Origin of the sequence: Chlorobaculum sp. 24CR (genome assembly GCF_004118635.1) — a bacterium.
Taxonomy (GTDB): domain Bacteria; phylum Bacteroidota; class Chlorobiia; order Chlorobiales; family Chlorobiaceae; genus Chlorobaculum.
Genome location: NZ_SDGU01000068.1, coordinates 1 through 21,528 on the forward strand (window position 1 = coordinate 1; position 21,528 = coordinate 21,528).

Sequence of the window (21,528 nt, forward strand, 5' to 3'; positions counted from 1 at the left end):
AGTGGCTGAAGACGTAGCTGTAGCGTGCGCGGCTATGAGTCAGCCTTGTCAGCGCGTGATGAAAGGTCGAGAGCGAGGCTTGCGGAATGAGCGCCTTGATGACCTGGAAGTGTGTTTCGGTGTCCATGCCGAGAATCCTGCCCCGCTTGCTTGAGATGTCTCCGACGATTTCGCCAGTGTACTGATCCGGAGTCTGCACGGTCAACGAGTAGATCGGTTCGAGGATCAGCGGCTTGGCTTTTTCAAGAGCGGCCTTGAAGGCCATGCTGGCGGCGATCTTGAACGCATATTCCGAGCTGTCCACCGGATGGTGCGAACCGTCATAAACCACCGCTTTCAGATCGACAACGGGGTACCCGGTGAGGCTTCCCTCGGTGATCGATTCCCGCAATCCCTTTTCAACTGCTGGGATATAACGGGTCGGGACCACGCCGCCGACCACCGCGCTCGAGAACTCGAAGCCCGAGTCGCGCTGCAACGGCTCGATGCGTACCCATACATCGCCGTACTGGCCGCGTCCACCCGACTGCTTCTTGAATTTCCCCTGCGCCGACGCGCCCAACCGGATGGTTTCGCGATAGGGAATCCGCACGGGGGCCACCTCGACCTGCACGTTGAACTTGTTGTACAGGCGGCTGATGATGATGTCGAGATGCGTTTCGCCAAGCGTTTTCAGGATGGTCTGGTTGAACTCGACATCATGCTCGATGGCGAAGCTCGGATCCTCCTCATGGAGATGGTGCAGCCCGGCGGAGATTTTCTCCTCATCGCCCTGCGCGACCGGCACGATGGCCGAACAGAGCACCGGCTCCGGAAAGAGAATGGGGCTGATCCGGCAATCGACCCCTTTGTCGGCCAGCGTGTCGTTGGTGTGAGAGTTTTTGAGCTTGACCACCATGCCGATGTCTCCGGCCAGCAGCTTGTCCACGGGAATCTTTTTCTGTCCCTGCATGGTATAGACCTGACCGAGCTTTTCGAGCTGGCCGGTCTGGGTATCGAGCAGTTCGTGGCCGCTTTCGATGTGGCCCGAATAAACGCGAACGTAGGAAATTTCGCCCACCCGCGGTTCAGACATGGTTTTGAAAATGAAGGCGATCGTCGGACCTTCAGGGTCGGGATTGAGCAGCTTTTCATCGTTCATGACCGAGCAATACGCATGTTCGGGGCCGCGCTCGATGGGCGAAGGGCAGAGGTTGACGATAGCGTTGAGGAGTCTTTCGGAACCGATGAGATGGAGCGGGGAGGTGCAGAAAACCGGGAAGAAGGTGCGGGTGACGAGGGCCGATTTGATGCCGGCCCGGAGTTCGTCTTCGGTGAGCGTACCGACCTCGAAAAAGCGGTTCATCAACTCCTCGTCGGTTTCGGCCACCGCTTCTACCAGTTGCTGGTGCAGCTCTTCAGCCTCTTTGCGGTACAGGTCGGGAATCTCGGAAACCACCATGCTGCCGGGCTTGTCGGGGTTGAATTCGAGCTGCTTCATCAGAAGCACGTCGATCAGTATGTGGTGTCCCTGCCCCACTTCGGCGGGAAACTGGATCGGCGTGACCAGATGGCCGAAATGGTCGCGCAGGGCCTCGATGGTTGCATCGTAGTCCGCGCGGTCGGCGTCGAGCCGGGTGAGCACGAACATGGTCGGTTTGTAATACTCTTTGGTGTATTCCCAGATTGTATCGGTGCCGACCTCGACGCCCGTGGCCGCGTTGACCGTTATCAGCACGGTGTCGGCTACGCGCATGGCCGACTTGACGTCACCGTGGAAATCGAGCAGGCCGGGGGTGTCGATGATATTGATCTTCTTCTCGTTCCATACTCCATTGATGAGGCTGGTGTTCAGGCTGTGCTTTCTTTCCGCTTCGTCGGAAGCGTAATCTGAGAGCGTGGTGCCATCCTCGATGCTGCCGAGTCGGTTGATAATGCCCATGCAGAGGGCGAACGATTCACACAGCATGGTTTTTCCGGTGCCGGAGTGTCCGGTAACGACAATGTTCCTCAATTGATCCGTTGGAACAGCTTGCATGTCTTTACTCCTTTCTTGGATTGGTTAAACGGAGCCGCCTGGTTTCGACAGGTTCCCGCCCGACAGACGGTCAGGCCAGGAGGTCAGTCCCGGCAGTTATTGAAAACTTACTGAAAAAAAAGTTTCATTCACCGCCCCCAAGCCATCAAACCTGTTTTCCCATCGATAAAATGAAGTCACCATGTCTCAACATTAAGACGCTTTGTGTATCTTTTGCATTGCGTTTTTCATTCAATTTTTAAACCCCCCGCATCATGTCAGTCATTACCAGGATACACGCTCGTCAGATCATGGATTCGCGCGGCAACCCCACAGTCGAAGTCGATGTCCATACCGAAAGCTCTTTTGGCCGGGCCGCAGTGCCAAGCGGCGCTTCGACCGGTGTGCACGAGGCGGTAGAACTCAGAGACAAGGACAAGAGCGTTTTTCTCGGCAAGGGGGTGCTCAAAGCGGTCGAGAATGTCAATACCGTCATCAACGATGCCTTGCAGGGTATGGATGTGACCGAGCAGGAGGAGATCGACGCCAGACTCATCGAGCTGGACGGCACGCCGAACAAATCGGTGCTCGGCGCCAACGCGATTCTCGGCGTTTCGCTGGCCTGCGCCAAGGCTGGGGCTGAATACTCCGCCCTGCCGCTCTACCGCTACATTGGCGGCACGACGGCCAAGACGTTGCCGGTGCCGATGATGAACGTGCTCAACGGCGGCGCGCACGCCGACAACACGGTCGATTTCCAGGAGTTCATGATTATGCCGATCGGCTTCGAGCGTTACTCCGATGCGCTGCGCTGCGGCGCGGAGGTGTTCCACTCGCTCAAGTCGCTTCTGCACGACCGCGCTCTCAGCACGGCTGTCGGTGATGAAGGCGGCTTCGCGCCGAACGTCGAATCGAACGAACAGGCTATCGAGCTGGTGATCGAGGCTATCGGCCTTGCCGGTTACAAGGCCGGAGCGCCGACCGACAAGGGCGGCCTCGGCGACAGTCACGTCATGATCGCGCTCGATCCGGCAAGCTCCGAGTTCTACGATGCTGACAAGAAAAAGTATGTCTTCAAGAAATCGTCCGGACGCGAACTTTCGTCCGAAGAGATGGCAAGCTACTGGGCCGACTGGGCGAGCCGCTACCCGATCATCTCCATCGAGGATGGCATGGCCGAGGATGACTGGGAGGGCTGGAAGATGTTGACCGACAAGATCGGTAGCCGCGTGCAGCTCGTGGGCGACGACCTGTTCGTGACCAACAGCAAGCGCCTCGCCGAAGGTATCGAGAAGGGGGTCGGCAACTCGATTCTCATCAAGGTCAACCAGATCGGCACGCTCACCGAAACGCTTCAGGCCATCGAGCTGGCCAAACGCAACGGCTACACCTCGGTCATCAGCCACCGCAGCGGCGAGACCGAAGACACTACCATCGCGCAGATCGCTGTGGCGACCAACGCCGGACAGATCAAGACCGGCAGCATGTCACGCTCCGACCGCATGGCCAAGTACAACGAACTGCTCCGAATCGAGGAGACGCTTGGCGACACGGCTGTCTATCCCGGCATCGGGGCCTTCCGCGTCTGAAGCGGTCGAGCTGCCGTATTCTGAACCATTTCAGGTCGCAATGCCTGTCGATCTGGCAGGCATTGCGCTTTTAAACCGCGACTGGATCATGACGAAATACCTGGCGGAACTCTGGGAATCCATCCGGCTGAATCCGAAAAAGTTCGCGATTTGGCTCCTCCTCGTGCTTGCGGCCATCGGCTTTGTTTTTGGTGACTTCGGCGTGGTGACCCGCATCAGCATGGAGCTGGAGAACCGCAAGCTCGAAAAGCGCCAGGCCGAAGAAGATCAGAAGATCGTCGAACTCCGCGGCACGATCAAAAACGCCTACCAGCCCGACAGCGTCGAAAAGGTCGCCCGCGAGCGCTTCAATTTCCACAAAAAAGGCGAGACCGTCTTTATTATCAGAGAGCAGTAGGAAGCAGTGGACGGCGTGGACTGAGTAAACGATGTGGACGAGGGAATGGATTAAAGGGTTTTGGGCCGGGTTGCCGGCTTTTTTTTGTGTTGTTCAATTCCTACCTTGCAAAACATTTTTTCAATTTCAACCAGCCATCTTATGAGCGAAGAGCGCCTTGCCGCGGGCAATAGCATCGAGTATCCGGTGCCGGTCTATAGTTATCGCCGGAGAGTTACCAGAGAGGTTCCTTTCGGGGTGATCTCGCTTGGCGGATACCTGCCGATCCGGGTGGAGTCCATGACCACCGCGCACACGATGGATACTGCGGCCTCGGTGGAGCAGTGCCGACGCTTGTACGAGGCAGGGTGCGAAATTATCAGGCTGACGGTGCCGACCGAGAAGGATGCCGAGAATCTCGGCAATATCCGGGAGCAGCTTCGCCGGGATGGCATCGATACGCCACTGGTGGCTGACATCCATTTTTCGGCGAAAGCGGCTATGAAGGCGGTGGAGTTTGTCGAGAACATCCGCGTCAATCCGGGCAATTACGCCACCGGCGCGAAGTTTTCGAGCGAGGAGTACACCGAAGAGGAGTATCGCGCTGAACTCGACAAGGTGCGCGAGGAGTTCACGCCACTGGTCAGGAAGGCCAAGGCGCTCGGCGTTTCGATGCGCATCGGCACCAACCACGGCTCGCTCTCCGACCGCATCGTGAGCCGCTACGGCAACTCGCCGGAGGGAATGGTCGAAGCGGCGCTCGAATTCTCCCGAATCTGCGAGGATGAGGGCTACTACGACCAGCTCTTTTCGATGAAGTCCTCGAACGTGAGGGTGATGATCCAGGCCTACCGTTTGCTCGTCGCCCGCGCCGACGCGGAGCTGCGCTACGCCTATCCGCTGCATCTCGGCGTGACCGAGGCGGGCGACGGCGACGAGGGGCGCATCAAGTCGGCGATGGGCATCGGCGCCCTGCTCGAAGATGGCCTCGGCGATACGATTCGCGTATCGCTCACCGAGGATCCGGTCAACGAGGTACCGGTCGGTTTCGCTATCGTCAAGAAATACAACGACATGCTGCTGGTGCGTGGCGACCGGGCGCACCTGCCGGTCAAGCATGTGGTCGAGCACGAGCTGAAGAATCAGGGGCACGAGCTGCTGCCGTTCGAGCCATTCGGCTATTCGCGGCGACCCTCCGTCGCCATCGACGGCGCGGGAATACCGCTCGGCGGCGACGCCTTGCCGGGGGTCGAAACCGCCGCCCGTGCGCCGATTACCGATACGGCGGCGCTTCGCGACGAGATTGTCGCGCGGCTCGATCCGGAGAAGCCGGAGGGCGCAATCCGCTCGGAGCTGGTCGGCGTCGGCGTTGGCAGCGCCGAGGATATTCCGTTGTTCGCGGAGTTGCTCGATTCGCTCGGAGCGCTTCGCGAAAAGATCGTCGTTTCGACCGCCGATACCTCGATTGTCCCCGCGCTGTTGCCGCTTGCCGGGCGGGTGCGGGTTGATATTGTCGAGGGTGAAACGCTCGGCACCGGTTTCATCGAATCGCTGCACGACCGGAATGCCGCCATCGAGTTCTGTTTCATTCACGAAAAATCTTCCGAGAATGTGCCTGCCGAGGTGCTGGTGCGCCTTGCCGCCAAACTGAAAGCGAGAGGTTTGCAGCGGGTTATGCTCTCCATCGTCTCCGACGCTCCGCTCTATTCGACGCGAAAGCTCGCGCTCGAACTCACAAAGGCGGGGATCGACTATCCGCTTGTCGTGCGCTACCGGCGGCTCGACGGGGAGCGCTCCGGGGTGCTCGTCCAGAGTGCCATCCAGGCGGGCACGCTTTTCTGTGACGGCATCGGCGACCTCATCGCGCTCGAAACGAACCTGCCGGCCAGCGAAGAGGTTGGGCTTGCGTTCAACATTCTCCAGGCGGCCCGGATCAGGATGTCCAAAACCGAGTTCATCTCCTGCCCCGGTTGCGGACGCACCTACTTCGATCTCGAAAAGATCACGGCGCTCATCAAGCAGCGGGTCTCGCATCTCAAAGGGCTGAAGATCGGCATCATGGGCTGCATCGTCAACGGCCCTGGCGAAATGGCTGACGCTGATTTCGGCTATGTCGGCTTGGGCAAGGGGCGCGTCAGCCTCTACGTCGGTAAGGAGCGCGTCGAGGAGAACTTGCCGGAAGAGGCCGCGCTGGAGCGCCTGATCGAGCTGATCCGCCAAAACGGCAAGTGGGCCGATCCGGTATGAGCTTTTACACGCTGATTACCGGAGCTTCGACCGGTATCGGCAAGCGGCTTGCCGAAGAGTTCGCTGGCATGGGCGACAATCTGGTGCTGGTTGCCCGCTCGAAGGAGAAGCTCGAAGCGCTGGCCGGAGAGCTGCGTCGCGCTTGTGGCGTGGAGATTCACGTCTGTCGCCAGGATATTTCGGAACCCGGCGCGGCGGCGGCGGTCTTCAGTTTCTGCGAAGAGAGAGGGCTCTCCATCGACAAGCTGGTCAACTGCGCGGGGTTTTCCATTGCGGGCAACTTCGAGCGGATGGACGAGCAGGCGCTCGCGCAGATGGCGATGGTCAACATGGTCGCCGTGGCCTCGCTGACCCGCCGGTTCCTGCCCGCGATGCTCGCCCGACGCCGGGGAGCGGTGGTCAACATCGCCTCGCTCGCCGGTTTTCAGGGAGTGCCGGGCATGGCCTGTTACTCCGCCAGCAAGGCGTACGTGGTCAACCTCACCGAGGCGCTCGCCATTGAGCTTCAGGGGACCGGCGTACGTGTTTTCGCCGTCTGCCCCGGCTTTATCGACAACGACAACTTTTACAACCGCGCGGGCCACGACCGGAGCCGGATCGTCACGCCGGTCTCCAGTCCGGAGGTGGTCGTGAAGGCCGTCCGCAAGGGACTTGCCGGAAAAGGGATGCTGATTCTGCCAACCTTTTTCGACCGCCTCATGGTGTTTTCCCAGCGCTTCGTGGCCAGAAAAATCGTGGTGTTACTTGCCGCCATCTTCGCTGGCGCAAGAGAAAAAAGGTGTTAGGTGAAAATTTTGTCCGTGCACTCTGTGTCTGTCCATTCCGTCAATCTTGTCCACACCGTTCACTGTTTTTATGAAGTTTTTATTTTTTTCTTTTGCATTTTTTGATCGGGCTGTTATATTACCAGCCCTGTATTTTTAGTGAGCTGCTGGTGTAGCTCAATTGGTAGAGCAGCTGATTTGTAATCAGCAGGTTGCGGGTTCGAGTCCCATCACCAGCTCGAAGCGCCAGTACATGGGTAGGTAGCGAAGCGGTCAAACGCAACAGACTGTAAATCTGTCGACATATGTCTTCGGAGGTTCGAATCCCCCCCTACCCACTTGCTTTTTGTTGGTGACAAGCTGATGTAGCTCAGTCGGTAGAGCACTTCCTTGGTAAGGAAGAGGTCATCGGTTCAAGTCCGATCATCAGCTCCGGTTCCCGGAGGAGCTGTTTACGTCAGTAGCTCAATTGGTAGAGCAGCGGTCTCCAAAACCGCAGGTTGGGGGTTCGAGTCCCTCCTGACGTGCAGACAGGCTGGATTCGAATGCTGTTCACGATCTTTTACCTCGTTGGTCAATCATGAAGAAATATATCGAGAAAGCTGATAAGTACTATCGTGATGTTGTCGGCGAGATGCGCAAGGTGTCGTGGCCGACGAAGGAAGAGGTGAAGGATATGACGGTTGTTGTGTTGACGGTTTCAGGCATTCTTGCCTTGTTTACCTTTGCAGTTGATTGGGTCATCAACACGGTGATGGGGAAATTATTGTAAGACTAAGGAAGATTTTCGAGGTAACGAGATGAGCGCCAGAAAAAAGGTGATGGAAGAACAGCATCCCCCGCAACTCCATTGGTACGCTCTCAGGATCTATTCCGGCCATGAGCGCAAGGTCAAGGAGAGTATCGAGACGGAGGTCGAGCGGTGCGGCCTATCCGAAAGCATCAAGCAGGTTTACATTCCCTACGAACGTTTCGTCGAGGTCAAGAACGGCAAAAAGCGCAGTCTGACCAAGAACGCTTTTCCCGGTTACGTGCTGATCGAAGCCGTGCTCGACAAGCAGACCAGGAACCTGATTATGGATATTCCATCGGTCATGGGTTTCCTCGGCGTCGATGACAATCCCACCCCCTTGCGTCCCGATGAAGTAGAGAAGATTCTTGTGCCCGATGGCGCGATCGAGCATCGCGCGGTGGTCGAGGCCCCCTTCAAGGTTGGCGATTCGGTCAAGGTTATCGATGGGCCATTCAGCTCGCTTAACGGCATTGTGCATGAGGTTTGCATCGAGCGGATGAAGGTCAAGGTCATGATCAACTTCTTCGGCAGGAGCACCCCGACCGAACTCGATTTCTCCCAGGTCAAGCCGGTTTCGCAATAACAGGGATCACAGAGGTCATAGTATTCATTCAAGCTGTTGAAAGAGAGATAATTTATGGCAAAAAAGATAACAGGGTTCATCAAGTTGCAAATTCCTGCAGGAGCCGCGAATCCTGCTCCCCCCGTCGGTCCGGCGCTCGGTCAGAAGGGTGTGAATATCATGGAGTTCTGCAAGCAGTTCAATGCCAGGACGCAGTCTGAAGCCGGTATGATCATCCCTGTGGTGATTACGGTCTTTTCCGACAAGTCGTTCACCTTCGTCACCAAGACTCCGCCTGCCGCCGTGCTCCTGCTCAAGGAGGCCCAGTTGCAGAAGGGTTCCGGCGAGCCGAACCGCAACAAAGTCGGCACGGTTACGATGGATCAGGTGCGCAAGATCGCCGAGCTGAAGAAGCCCGATCTGAACTCCGTCGATCTGGAAGGCGCGACCCGGATGGTGATGGGCACGGCTCGCAGCATGGGCATCGTCGTCGAGGGCTGAGAAACAAGTTTTTTTCGTGGGAGGCCTGACAAGCCGCTTTTACAACCACTAACATCAGAATGTCAATGGCAGGAAAGAATTACAGAAACGCAAGCGCAAAGCTGAACCGCGCTCTCGAGTACGAACTCGCGGAAGCCATCGAGAAGGTCAAGGAGATCACCACCACCAAATTCGACGCCACGGTCGATGTCGCCATGAAGCTTGGCGTCGATCCTCGTCATGCCGACCAGGTCGTTCGCGGCACGGTCATGCTTCCGCACGGCACCGGTAAAACCGTCTCCGTGCTGGTTGTCTGCAAAGAGAACAAGGCGGACGAGGCTCGCGAGGCTGGCGCCGATTTCGTCGGTTTCGAGGACTATATCGAGAAAATCCAGAACGGCTGGACCGGTGTCGATGTGGTCGTTGCGACCCCCGACGTCATGGGTCAGCTCGGCAAGGTTGCCCGCATCCTTGGCCCTCGCGGCCTGATGCCGAACCCGAAATCGGGCACGGTCACCATGGATGTCGCCAAAGCGGTCAGCGAGGTGAAAGCCGGCAAGATCGAGTTCAGGGTTGACAAGGCAGGCAATATTCACGCCCCCGTCGGCAAGGTGTCGTTCGATAGCGACAAACTGGCCGGCAACATCAGCAGCTTCATCAAAGAGGTCGTGCGCCTGAAGCCGTCGGCTGCAAAAGGCCAGTACCTTCAGGGGATTACCATTTCAAGCACCATGTCTCCTGGCGTGAAGGTCAAGAAAGAAAAATTTGTCGCCTGACGCGAGCGGGCCTAACATAAACGATTGTGCACCGATATGATGAAGCGTGATACAAAAGAGCAGATCGCTCAGGAAATAGCCGAGAAGTTCCAGAAGTCGCAAGGCTTCTACTTCACCGAGTTTCAGGGACTCGATGTCAAAAAGATGGGCCAGTTGCGCCTCGAATTCCGCAAAGCCGGTATCGAGTACAAGGTGGTCAAGAACACCCTTATCAAAAAGGCGCTCAAGGACGCCGCCGAAGCCGACAAGCTGGCCGCCGGTCTGAAGAATACCACCGCGGTGGCTTTCAGCTACGACGATCCTATCGCCCCGGCCAAGATCATCAAGAAGTTCAGCAAGGACAACGAAGCGCTGAAGTTCAAGATGGCCTCGATCGATGGCGCGGTGTTCGGTCCCGATTCGCTGCCGCAGCTCTCCGAGATGCTCAGCAAGACCGAGAATATCGGTCGCCTTGCAGGCATGATTAACAACATGGTCGCTTCGGTGCCGATGGTCATGAACGCGGTGATGCGTGACCTCGTTTCCGTGATCGATCAGGTCGGAAAGCTGGAGAAATAAACGAATTACGCACTCAAAGCTTCAATATTGTTCAATTCAAACTGAGAGAGGAAATAATGTCATCTATTGAAACCCTTGTAGAAGAGATTGGTAAACTTACCCTTACCGAAGCTTCCGAGTTGGTGAAGGCACTTGAGGAGAAGTTCGGCGTGAGTGCAGCTCCTGCCGTCATGGCTGGCGCCGTTATGGCCGCGCCTGCCGGTGATGCTGCCGCTGCCGAAGAAAAGACCGAGTTCGACGTCGTGCTCAAGGCTGCTGGCGCCAACAAGATCAACGTTATCAAGGTTGTCCGCGCTATCACCGGCCTGGGTCTGAAAGAGGCCAAGGACATGGTTGACGGCGCTCCGAAGACTGTCAAAGAGGCTGTCTCGAAGGACGAGGCCGAGAAGCTCGTCAAAGAACTCAAGGACGCTGGCGCTGAAGTCGAGCTGCAGTGACCCGTCACCAGGCGAAATGACAGACAAGCTCCGTGCCGATCCGGGACGGAGCTTTGTCCGTTTGTAGAAATGAATGCATATGTTTTCCGTTCGGCCACAGCGTGGCCCCGGATGGAGAACCCACTCCGGAAAGGGTATTTGCGAATCTTGTAGTGACCAAAGGGTACCATTGATTACTGTCGTGAGCGATACGATTGACGCCGGAGTGCGGAACCTGCATGTGCCGTCCTGCCGGAACATGAGGAGTGCAGCGCCGGGCGACAGTACCGGTTGGAGCACGGAGCAAAGCGGGCGCGAGGCTGATGCCGATAGATTATGTATAGAATGCGGCGGAATCCGAGCGGAAAAAGCCCGAAAGTGAGAATAGCCCATTAACTGTTTAGTACTCCCTGCAATTGACTAAAAGCGAGGTGCATGTGAAAGTCGCTGATGCAACACCAACACCCTGTATTGACTTTTCAAAGATCCAGAGTATCATAAATCCCCCCGATCTTCTCAAGGTACAGCTCGATTCGTTTCATAATTTCATCCAGGATAGCGTCCCCCTTGAAAAACGCAAGGATCAGGGCCTTGAAAAAGTGCTCAGGAGCGCTTTCCCCATTACCGACACCAGGGGTCTCTACCTCCTGGAATATATTTCCTACAGCTTCGACAAGCCCAAATATACCGTCGAGGAGTGCATCGAGCGCGGCCTGACCTACGATGTGTCGCTCAAGATCAAGCTCAAGCTCTCCTACAAGGACGAGGCCGACGAGCCGGACTGGAAGGAGACCATCCAGCAGGAGGTTTATCTCGGCAGGATTCCCTACATGACCGAGCGCGGCACCTTTATCGTCAACGGCGCGGAGCGCGTCGTCGTGGCGCAGCTTCATCGCTCGCCGGGCGTGGTGTTCAGCGAGGCGGTGCACCCCAACGGCAAGAAGATGTACTCGGCCAAGATCGTGCCGACTCGCGGCTCCTGGATCGAATTCCAGACCGACATCAACAACCAGATTTTCGTCTATATCGATCAGAAGAAAAACTTTCTGGTCACGGCCCTGTTGCGCGCCATCGGCTTCGCCAGGGACGAGGATATTCTGGCCCTTTTCGATCTGGTCGATGAGATCGAGGTTTCGTCCAAGAGCTCGAAGCGCGAACAGTTGCTCGGTCAGTATCTGGCCTCCGATATCATCGACATGCACACCGGCGAGGTTGTCCCTGCAAGGGCGGCCATCACCGAGGAGATCATGGAGCAGATCATTTCGGCGGGTTACAAAACGGTCAAGGTGATGAAGACCACCTCTCCCGAAAAGGGCGTGGACAAGTCGGTCATTATCAACACCATTCTCAACGACAGCTCCGCAACCGAGGAAGAGGCGCTTGAAATCGTTTACGAGGAGCTTCGTTCCAACGAAGCTCCGGACATCGATGCGGCCAGGAGCTTCCTCGAACGCACCTTCTTCAACCAGAAGAAGTATGATCTTGGTGACGTCGGACGCTATCGCATCCAGAAGAAACTCCAGACGGAGCTTTCCGATTTTTCGAACTATCTCGCCGGAAAGCCGGAGCTGAAGGAGATGTCCGACGCCATTTACGCGCGCATTCTCCAGACGATCAGCACCTACTCCGAGGAGCCGGTGGGCGACGATATTCTCGTCCTGACGCACTACGATATCATCGGAGTCATCAACTACCTCATCAAGCTGGTCAACGGCATGGCCGAGGTCGATGACGTCGATCACCTGGCCAACCGCCGCGTGCGTTCGGTGGGCGAGCAGCTCGCCGCGCAGTTCGTGATCGGCCTGGCCAGAATGGGCAAGAATGTTCGCGAAAAGCTCAACTCGCGCGATACCGACAAGATCGCACCCGCCGACCTCATCAACGCCAGAACCGTGTCGAGCGTGGTATCGAGCTTCTTTGCCACCAGCCAGCTCTCGCAGTTCATGGACCAGACCAACCCGCTGGCCGAAATGACCAACAAGCGCCGCGTCTCGGCTCTCGGCCCCGGCGGTCTGACCCGCGAGCGCGCAGGCTTCGAGGTTCGCGACGTTCACTACACTCACTACGGACGGCTCTGCCCGATCGAGACCCCTGAAGGTCCGAACATCGGCCTGATTTCGTCGCTGTCGGTTTATGCCGAAATCAACGACAAGGGCTTCATTCAGACGCCCTACCGCGTGGTCGATAAAGGCTTGGTGACCGATACGGTGCTGATGCTCTCCGCCGAGGACGAGGAGAACAAGATCACCGTGCCGGTGAGCATCAAGCTTGACGAGAACAACCGCATCGCCGCCGAGTCGGTGCAGGCGCGAACCAAGGGCGACTATCCGCTGGTGCTCGCCGAGGATGTGAACTACATGGACGTTTCGCCGGTGCAGATCGTCAGCGCGGCGGCGGCGCTCATTCCGTTCCTCGAACACGATGACGGCAACCGCGCGCTCATGGGTGCGAACATGCAGCGCCAGGCCGTGCCGCTGCTCGTCTCCGACGCTCCGGTGGTTGGCACGGGCATGGAGGCCAAAGTCGCCCGCGACTCCCGCGCGGTGATCGTGGCCGAAGGCCCCGGCGTGGTGCAGAGCGTTACGGCCGATCGCATTGAGGTGCGTTACGACCTCGATCCGGAAAACGCCACCGTGTCGCTGCTCGATCCCGACGAAGGCCTCAAGGTCTATAAACTCATCAAATTCAAGCGCTCCAACCAGGATACCTGCATTTCGCAGCGCCCCTTGGTGCGCAACGGCCAGAGGCTCGAAACAGGCGACGTGCTGGCCGACAGCTCCTCGACCGACAACGGCGAGCTGGCGCTCGGCAAGAACGTGCTGGTGGCCTTCATGCCTTGGCGCGGTTACAACTTCGAGGACGCCATTGTGCTCAGCGAGAGGCTCGTCTATGACGACGTCTTCACCTCGATCCACGTGCACGAGTTCGAGTCCAACGTGCGCGACACCAAGCGCGGCGAGGAGCAGTTCACCCGCGACATCTACAACGTCAGCGAGGAGGCCCTGCGCAACCTCGACGAGAACGGCATCGTGCGCATCGGCGCCGAGGTCAAGGAGCGCGACATCCTGGTCGGCAAGATCACGCCGAAGGGCGAGAGCGATCCGACTCCGGAAGAGAAGCTGCTTCGGGCCATCTTCGGCGACAAGTCCAGCGACGTCAAGGACGCCTCGATGCACGTGCCTGCCGGCATGAAGGGCATCGTCATCAAGACCAAGCTCTTCAGCCGCAAAAAGAAAATCGGCATGGACGTCAAGGAGAAGCTGGAGGCTGTTGACAAGCAGTTCGACCTGAAGGAGGCCGATCTGCGCAAGCGCTTCGCCAAATGGATGAAGCAGCATCTCGACGGCAAGAAGAGCGTGGCGATCCAGAGCGACAAGGGCAAGGTGCTCATTCCGGAAGGTACGATCATCGGCGACGAGCACCTGGCCAGATTCAATGGCCTGCCGTTTCTCGAATCGATCGATGTGTCGAAAGGCATCGTCACCGGAGCCAAAACCAACGAGAACGTCGTTCGCCTGATCCGTGAATATCGCCTGAAGCTCAAGGATCTTTCCGACGAGCGCGAGAATGAAAAATATAAAATCAATGTCGGCGACGAGCTGCCGCCCGGCATCGAGGAGCTGGCCAAGGTCTATATCGCCCAGAAGCGCAAAATCCAGGTTGGTGACAAGATGGCCGGACGCCACGGTAACAAGGGCGTGGTCGGCAAGATTCTGCCGATCGAGGACATGCCCTTCATGGCCGATGGTACTCCGGTGGACATCGTACTCAACCCGCTCGGCGTACCGAGCCGCATGAACATCGGCCAGCTCTACGAAACTTCGCTTGGCTGGGCGGGCAAGACGCTCGGTGTCAAGTTCAAGACTCCGATCTTCAACGGCGCGACCTACACCGAGGTGCAGGAGCAGCTCGAAAAGGCCGGTCTGCCAGGCCACGGCAAGGTCAGGCTGTTCGACGGACGCACCGGCGAGATGTTCCACGACGAGGTCACGGTTGGCTATATCTACATGCTCAAACTGAGCCATCTGGTTGACGACAAGATTCACGCCAGGTCTATCGGTCCATACTCGCTCATCACCCAGCAGCCGCTCGGCGGTAAGGCCCAGTTCGGCGGCCAGAGGTTCGGTGAAATGGAGGTGTGGGCGCTCGAAGCCTACGGCGCGGCCAACATCCTGCGTGAGATGCTTACGGTCAAATCCGATGACGTCGTCGGCAGGAACAAAACCTACGAAGCTATCGTCAAGGGACAGAATCTTCCGGAACCCGGAACGCCTGAATCGTTCAACGTTCTCGTCAGAGAGTTGCAGGGTCTCGGCCTCGAAATCAGGATCGACGACAGGGTGCCCTGAACAGATCAAACGGCGCGCCGGAGCTGTGCTTCGGCAAGCGCACAAGAGTTTTACGAGGATAAATCCAAGGTTGTTTTAACAGGGAATCGACCATGATATTTTCACAGGGATCATCACCGATCAAGGGTGATTTTTCGAAGATAAAGTTCAGCATCGCCTCACCGGAGAGCATTCTGGCCCATTCGCGCGGCGAGGTGCTCAAGCCGGAAACCATTAACTACCGCACCTTCAAGCCGGAGCGAGATGGCTTGATGTGCGAAAAAATATTCGGTCCGACCAAGGACTGGGAGTGCTACTGCGGCAAGTACAAGAGGGTGCGCTACAAGGGCATCATCTGCGACCGCTGTGGCGTTGAAGTCACCACCAAGAGCGTACGCCGCGAGCGCATGGGTCACATTTCGCTGGCCGTGCCGGTGGTGCACACCTGGTTTTTCCGCTCCGTGCCAAGCAAGATCGGCGCGTTGCTCGATCTCTCGACCAAGGAGCTGGAGCGCATTATCTATTATGAAGTCTATGTGGTCATCAATCCTGGTGAACCCGGCGAGAAGCAGGGCATCAAGAAGTTCGACCGCCTGACCGAGGAGCAGTACTTCCAGATCATCACCGAGTACGAAGACAACCAGGACCTCGACGACAACGATCCGAACAAGTTCGTCGCCAAGATGGGCGGCGAGGCGATTCACACGCTGCTCAAGGGGCTGAACCTCGACGAGATCGCCGTCCATCTGCGCAAGGTGCTCAAGGAGAGCGGCTCGGAGCAGAAGCGCGCCGACGCCCTCAAGCGCCTCAAGGTGGTCGAGGCGTTCCGTAAAAGCTACGAGCCGCAGAAGCGTACCCGCAAGAAATCGACCGGCCTCTTCCCGGAGGAGGAGTCGCCGGAGCTGTACATCTACGAGGGCAACAAGCCCGAGTATATGGTGATGGAGGTCGTGCCGGTCATTCCGCCGGAGCTGCGCCCGCTGGTGCCGCTCGAAGGCGGCCGCTTCGCCACTTCCGACTTGAACGACTTGTACCGCCGGGTAATCATCCGCAACAACCGTCTCAAGAAGCTGATCGACATTCGCGCTCCCGAAGTGATTCTGCGCAACGAAAAGCGCATGTTGCAGGAGGCGGTCGATGCTCTGTTCGACAACTCGCGCAAGGCCAACGCCGTCAAGACCGGCGAGTCCAACCGCCCGCTCAAGTCGCTCTCCGACGCCCTCAAGGGCAAGCAGGGCCGCTTCCGCCAGAACCTTCTCGGCAAGCGCGTTGACTACTCCGGTCGTTCGGTTATCGTCGTCGGCCCGGAACTTCAGCTCCATCAGTGCGGTCTGCCGAAGAGCATGGCCATCGAGCTGTTCCAGCCGTTCGTCATCCGCCGCCTTGTCGAGCGCGGTATCGCCAAGTCGGTCAAGTCGGCCAAGAAGCTCATCGACAAGAAAGATCCGGTGGTCTGGGATGTGCTCGAAAAGGTGATCGACGGACGCCCGGTGCTGCTTAACCGCGCGCCGACCCTGCACCGCCTCGGCATCCAGGCATTCCAGCCGACGCTCATTGAGGGCAAGGCGATCCAGCTTCACCCGCTCGTTTGTACGGCCTTCAACGCTGACTTCGACGGTGACCAGATGGCCGTGCACGTGCCACTGTCACAGGAGGCGCAGCTCGAAGCGTCGCTGCTCATGCTCTCGTCGCACAACCTCATCTTGCCGCAGTCCGGCAAGCCGGTCACGGTGCCGTCGCAGGACATGGTGCTCGGCATGTACTACCTCACCAAGTCGCGTCCGGGCGATACGGGCGAAGGACAGCTTTTCTACTCGATGGAGGAGGTGGTCATCGCCTACAACGAAGAGCGAGTGGGGCTTCATGCGCAGATTTTCGTGAAGTTCGACGGCAAGGTGGATCAGAAGTTCGATCCGGTTCGCCTGGTCGATACGCTGTTGCCTGAAGATCAGGCCGAAAAGAGGGCTTGGCTGAAGAGCCAGATCGAACAGAACAAAGTGCTGGTTACTACGGTTGGCAGAGTGATTTTCAACCAGCATGTGCCTGAAAAGATCGGCTTTATCAACAAGCTGATCAACAAGAAGGTGGCCAAGGAGCTGATTGCTCATCTCTCCAGCGAGGTTGGTAACGTCGAGACGGCGCAGTTCCTTGACAACATCAAGGCGGTCGGTTTCGGCTACGCCATGAGGGGCGGCCTGTCCATCGGTCTTTCCGATGCGATTGTGCCGGAAACCAAGGCGAAGCACATCAAGAACGCCCAGCGCGACAGCGCCAAGGTTATCAAGGAGTACAACCGCGGTACGCTGACCGACAACGAACGCTACAACCAGATTGTTGACGTCTGGCAGAAGACCTCCAACCTGGTTGCCGACGAGTCCTACGAAAAGCTCAGGAAGGATCGCGATGGCTTCAACCCGCTCTACATGATGCTCGATTCGGGCGCCCGAGGCTCCCGCGAGCAGGTACGCCAGCTCACCGGCATGAGGGGTCTTATCGCTCGTCCGCAGAAGTCGATGTCCGGCCAGCCGGGCGAGATCATCGAAAACCCGATTATCTCGAACCTCAAAGAGGGGCTGACGGTGCTCGAATACTTCATCTCGACGCACGGCGCTCGTAAAGGTCTCTCCGATACCTCGCTCAAGACGGCTGACGCCGGTTATCTGACGAGGCGCTTGCACGACGTGGCGCAGGACGTAATCGTCACCATCGAGGACTGCGGCACCACCCGCGGCCTGCACGTCGAGCGCAACATTGAGGAGGAGACCAGCGGCCAGATCAAGTTCCGCGAAAAAATCAAGGGGCGCGTGGCGGCTCGCGACATCGTCGATGTCATTACCGACAACGTGGTTGTCAAGGCGGGCGAAGTCATCACCGACGAGCTGGCCGAACTGATCCAGGATACGGCGGGCGTTGAAGAGGCTGAAATCCGCTCGGTGCTCACCTGTGAGTCCAAGATAGGTATCTGCTCGAAGTGCTACGGCACCAACCTCTCGGTGCACAGGCCGGTGGAGATCGGCGAGGCGGTTGGCGTGATCGCGGCGCAGTCCATCGGTGAGCCGGGTACGCAGTTGACGCTCCGTACCTTCCACCAGGGTGGCGCGGCGCAGGGAGGTATCTCCGAAACCGAGACGAAGGCGTTCTACGAAGGCCAGGTCGAAATGGAGGATGTCAAGAGCGTCGAGCACACGATCCTCACCGAGGACGGCGTCGAGGAGATTCGCCAGATCGTTATCCAGAAAAACGGCAAACTCAACATCATCGACCCCGATTCGGGCAAGGTGCTCAAGCGTTACGTCGTACCGCACGGCGCGCATCTCAACATCGAGAATGGGCAGATGGTGCGCAAGGAGCAGGTGCTTTTCAGCAGCGAGCCGAACAGTACGCAGATCCTCGCCGAAATGCCGGGTTTCGCCAGGTTCATCGACATCGAGAAGGGCGTCACTTACAAAGAGGAGGTTGACCCGCAGACCGGTTTTGCGCAGCACACCATCATCAACTGGCGTTCCAAGCTGCGCGCATCCGAGACCCGCGAGCCGCGCATTGCCATTGTGACCGAAGCGGGCGAGATCAGAAAGACCTATCCGGTGCCGATCAAGTCGAACCTCTATGTCGAAGACGGTCAGAAGATCGTGCCCGGCGACATCATTGCCAAGGTGCCGAGAAACCTCGACCGTGTCGGTGGTGACATCACCGCAGGTCTGCCAAAGGTGACCGAGCTGTTCGAGGCCCGAATTCCGACCGATCCGGCCATTGTCTCTGAAATCGACGGTTATGTGAGTTTCGGTTCGCAGCGCCGCAGCAGCAAGGAGATCAAGGTCAAGAACGACTTTGGGGAAGAGAAGGTCTATTATGTGCAGGTCGGTAAGCACGTGCTTGCAACCGAGGGCGATGAAGTCAGGGCCGGCGATCCGCTGACCGACGGCGCGGTCTCTCCGCAGGACATCCTGCGTATTCAGGGCCCCAACGCCGTGCAGCAGTATCTGGTGAACGAGATCCAGAAGGTCTATCAGATCAACGCCGGTGTCGAGATCAACGACAAGCACCTCGAAGTGATCGTGCGCCAGATGCTGCAAAAGGTGCGCGTCGAGGAGCCGGGTGACACCGAGCTGCTTCCGGGCGACTTGATCGACAGGAGCGCATTTGTTGATGCAAACGAAGCCGTGTCCGAAAAAGTCAGGGTGATCGACCGTGGCGATGCTCCGGCAAGAATCCTGGAGGGGCAGCTCTACAAGCAGCGTGACATCACCAAGCTGAACCGCGAGCTTCGCCGGAACAGCAAGTTGCTCATCACCGTTGAGCCAGCGCTTCAGGCAACCTCGCATCCCGTGCTGCTGGGTATCACCAGCGCTGCGTTGCAGACCGAGAGCGTGATTTCGGCGGCCTCTTTCCAGGAGACCACCAAGGTACTGACCGATGCCGCCGTCGCGGGCAAGGTTGATCATCTTGCCGGTTTGAAAGAGAATGTCATCGTCGGCAAGCTCATTCCCGCCGGTACGGGTCTGCGCAAGTATCGCGCAATCAGGCTCCGCAACAACGGAGCCGAAGATGCTGAAGCTGTCGAAACGCCATCCGCCGTTGAAGCCTAAGGCGTAAAGCTGAAGAGTACATACGTATCACAATAAAAGCCGCACAGCTACCGAAGCCGTGCGGCTTTTTTAATTTGCAGTATCTCTGGAAAAATAGGATATTGTTTTATGCTTTTATTGTACGTCACACAGTGCTTCGCAAGCTTGGTACTCATTCAGGCGAAAGCATTTTTTGTTGAAAAAAAAATAGCAGAGCGGTACTGTTCCAATATGAGAAATTGCAAGTCCATGAAGAATGTCGATGGTTGTTGCCACAAGTTGTTTTAATTGTTATCTTATACGTGTAAAAATTATTATGTGTATTTTATATATACAACAACTACAATGTTTAATATTGTTTGTGGAAGCGTAGATAACGGCAACGGCAAGAGTCGTTGAATACAGATTAGAGTTCTATCAGTTATGTGCCAGCATAAAGTTGTAAGAAAGTCATTCGCATTCAGAGACTTTTCTGAAAAATTTATAAGAAATCTTGTTACGGCGTGACGCTTGCGCGATATACATGATTTCTATATCAGTTTTTTGTTTATGCAACAAATGTATAGAATTGTAAAGGCTGATGTTGGTTCATCTTGGGGGAATGGTGATGCTTTATGGTGCATCCTGGGCTTTAGCGGGCTGATAAGGATGATTCACGGTGGGTTCTGGTTTTTACAGTGCGGCCTCTTCTTAATCATGATCAGGCGATAATCGACTAGGCAGCATGTGGTAATTTGCATAAATTTTACTAACAGCTCCTAATAAATATGTTATATACATGGCATTACTTTGATTAATATGGTTTATGATGAACATCGCCATAAAGTTTATTACATCTATAGAATGCCTGATTTCAATCGGTAATCTAATTGCCGTCTAAATAATATGTTTGAAATAAATGCTTTTTATATGTGTGAAAGGGAAAACGTTTTATTGGACTGTATGGTGTGCGATAGTGCGGCGCATGAGTAATGCTGTAAGAAGTCGGTGTTTTTGTCGGTAGGGCAGTGGCTGTTATCGAATTTGCGTAAGGCATGGCGATGTTTTGTTCTTAAAATTTTTGATGAAAGATTAAGAAATTTATATAAGAGTAGAGCGCAAGTTTTGAGCTGCTATAGTTTTTCTGATTCATTCGATATTTTACGATATTTAGGTCTGGTTCAGTTTGATTTGTGGCTGAAAGTGGCGAAGCCGTAATTTTTGTTGTTTTGTGCGACTTCGGTATATATTATCTATGTATAGTGATGGTGTCGATATAACAGGTCTATAGGGAACTTCGGATTCTTGGCTTATACTGGTATGAGTATTTTATTCACAAAGAGTAAATCTCACTTCTGCTTGCTCAGGTGTTCGGTTCTGGTTTTATGGGCAAGAGATAACAAATCTGGACTAAAGTCCGATTTCTCCCGGCGGCAGCGATTGCGACTGTTTGTTGCTGGAGTAATAATAAGTTAATAATATTTTACTGCTATGGCGAGTAGATGTTTCTTAATCACAGGGAGAAGTATGCTTCATAAATATGTCGCTCCCATATTGTTGCCAACTCTGATACTGTGTGTTCAGTTAGTATCCTTTCTGACAATGCCTTTATCTGTAAGAGCAGATATTGCATCAATGGTCGGGAATGAGCCAACAGTGGCAGCGCCTACCTACAACCCCCTCTCCGGGCCATCTTATCCAATCGCTCAGAATTCATATTTTACTGATGATTCAGGAAATATTTTGATGTTTGTCAATATTCTTGGTCAAGTAGCCAGGCAGGGTCAATTTATTGTTCGTGAAAATGCTGACTTTGCTACGATACTTGCTCTTTCTGGAGGGCCGGTTAAAGAGGCGAATCTCAAAAAAGTACTTGTGATTCGACATGAGCCTGATGACAATGGAAAGCAAGCTTATGTTGTAAATCTTAAGGCATTTTATAAAAAAGGAGATCGTTCAAGTTTTATAGCATTAAAGCCAAATGATACTATAGTTATTCCTGAAAAGGGTATAAGCCTTGCAAAAATATCGCAGTATTCGAGCATTATATCTCCATTTATATACTGGTATTATATTATAGATAGAAACAATAATTGAAA

The 21,528-nt window shown here is 55.9% G+C and carries 14 protein-coding genes and 4 tRNA genes; 17 read left to right on the forward strand and 1 reads right to left on the reverse strand.

All coding sequences use genetic code 11. The features are described 5' to 3' along the window. Positions 1 to 2,017: elongation factor G (locus EST62_RS11990; RefSeq protein WP_134751636.1), on the reverse strand; the 2,017-nt coding region annotated here is incomplete at its 3' end. A 254-nt stretch (positions 2,018 to 2,271) separates the two neighbouring features. Here EST62_RS11990 and eno point away from each other — a divergent pair. From eno to EST62_RS12075, 17 genes are all read left to right on the forward strand, one after another. Beyond that, positions 2,272 to 3,585, forward strand: coding sequence for a phosphopyruvate hydratase (gene eno, locus EST62_RS11995; protein WP_129052317.1), 1,314 nt, complete (start codon positions 2,272 to 2,274; stop codon positions 3,583 to 3,585). A gap of 40 nt (positions 3,586 to 3,625) precedes the next feature. Beyond that, positions 3,626 to 3,982: a septum formation initiator family protein gene (locus EST62_RS12000; RefSeq protein ID WP_245153634.1), complete on the forward strand. Its 357-nt coding sequence runs from the start codon at positions 3,626 to 3,628 to the stop codon at positions 3,980 to 3,982. Between the two features lie 141 nt (positions 3,983 to 4,123). Then, positions 4,124 to 6,208 (forward strand): (E)-4-hydroxy-3-methylbut-2-enyl-diphosphate synthase, encoded by a 2,085-nt coding sequence (ispG, locus tag EST62_RS12005; protein ID WP_129052318.1) that lies wholly within the window; start codon positions 4,124 to 4,126, stop codon positions 6,206 to 6,208. Then, positions 6,205 to 6,993 (forward strand): SDR family oxidoreductase, encoded by a 789-nt coding sequence (locus tag EST62_RS12010; RefSeq protein WP_129052319.1) that lies wholly within the window; start codon positions 6,205 to 6,207, stop codon positions 6,991 to 6,993. The genes ispG and EST62_RS12010 overlap by 4 nt, the downstream gene beginning before the upstream one ends. A 145-nt stretch (positions 6,994 to 7,138) precedes the next feature. Beyond that, positions 7,139 to 7,211, forward strand: a tRNA-Thr gene (locus tag EST62_RS12015). Between the two features lie 16 nt (positions 7,212 to 7,227). After that, positions 7,228 to 7,310: transfer RNA gene (locus tag EST62_RS12020), tRNA-Tyr, on the forward strand. Between the two features lie 21 nt (positions 7,311 to 7,331). Beyond that, a tRNA-Thr gene (locus EST62_RS12025) sits at positions 7,332 to 7,404 on the forward strand. 22 nt (positions 7,405 to 7,426) lie between these two features. Next, positions 7,427 to 7,499: transfer RNA gene (locus tag EST62_RS12030), tRNA-Trp, on the forward strand. 53 nt (positions 7,500 to 7,552) lie between these two features. Further along, the gene (gene secE, locus EST62_RS12035; protein ID WP_129052320.1) at positions 7,553 to 7,744 is read left to right on the forward strand and encodes a preprotein translocase subunit SecE; all 192 of its coding nucleotides are present in this window, start codon (positions 7,553 to 7,555) and stop codon (positions 7,742 to 7,744) included. A gap of 28 nt (positions 7,745 to 7,772) precedes the next feature. Further along, positions 7,773 to 8,348 (forward strand): transcription termination/antitermination protein NusG, encoded by a 576-nt coding sequence (gene nusG / locus EST62_RS12040; protein ID WP_129052321.1) that lies wholly within the window; start codon positions 7,773 to 7,775, stop codon positions 8,346 to 8,348. 54 nt (positions 8,349 to 8,402) lie between these two features. Continuing rightward, positions 8,403 to 8,828 (forward strand): 50S ribosomal protein L11, encoded by a 426-nt coding sequence (gene rplK / locus EST62_RS12045; protein ID WP_129052322.1) that lies wholly within the window; start codon positions 8,403 to 8,405, stop codon positions 8,826 to 8,828. A gap of 65 nt (positions 8,829 to 8,893) precedes the next feature. Continuing rightward, positions 8,894 to 9,583: a 50S ribosomal protein L1 gene (rplA, locus tag EST62_RS12050; RefSeq protein WP_167599344.1), complete on the forward strand. Its 690-nt coding sequence runs from the start codon at positions 8,894 to 8,896 to the stop codon at positions 9,581 to 9,583. Between the two features lie 39 nt (positions 9,584 to 9,622). Then, on the forward strand, positions 9,623 to 10,141 hold the full coding sequence (gene rplJ / locus EST62_RS12055) for a 50S ribosomal protein L10 (RefSeq protein ID WP_129052330.1): 519 nt from the start codon (positions 9,623 to 9,625) through the stop codon (positions 10,139 to 10,141). A 56-nt stretch (positions 10,142 to 10,197) separates the two neighbouring features. Further along, complete coding sequence (gene rplL / locus EST62_RS12060) at positions 10,198 to 10,578, forward strand: 50S ribosomal protein L7/L12 (RefSeq protein WP_129052324.1); 381 nt, start codon at positions 10,198 to 10,200, stop codon at positions 10,576 to 10,578. Positions 10,579 to 10,994: 416 nt separating this feature from the next. Next, positions 10,995 to 14,906, forward strand: a complete 3,912-nt coding sequence (gene rpoB / locus EST62_RS12065; protein ID WP_129052325.1) for a DNA-directed RNA polymerase subunit beta — start codon at positions 10,995 to 10,997, stop codon at positions 14,904 to 14,906. A gap of 92 nt (positions 14,907 to 14,998) precedes the next feature. Continuing rightward, positions 14,999 to 19,471, forward strand: coding sequence for a DNA-directed RNA polymerase subunit beta' (gene rpoC, locus EST62_RS12070; RefSeq protein WP_129052326.1), 4,473 nt, complete (start codon positions 14,999 to 15,001; stop codon positions 19,469 to 19,471). A 1,560-nt stretch (positions 19,472 to 21,031) separates the two neighbouring features. Next, the gene (locus EST62_RS12075; RefSeq protein ID WP_209019442.1) at positions 21,032 to 21,526 is read left to right on the forward strand and encodes a polysaccharide biosynthesis/export family protein; all 495 of its coding nucleotides are present in this window, start codon (positions 21,032 to 21,034) and stop codon (positions 21,524 to 21,526) included. The last annotated feature ends 2 nt before the right edge of the window (positions 21,527 to 21,528 follow it).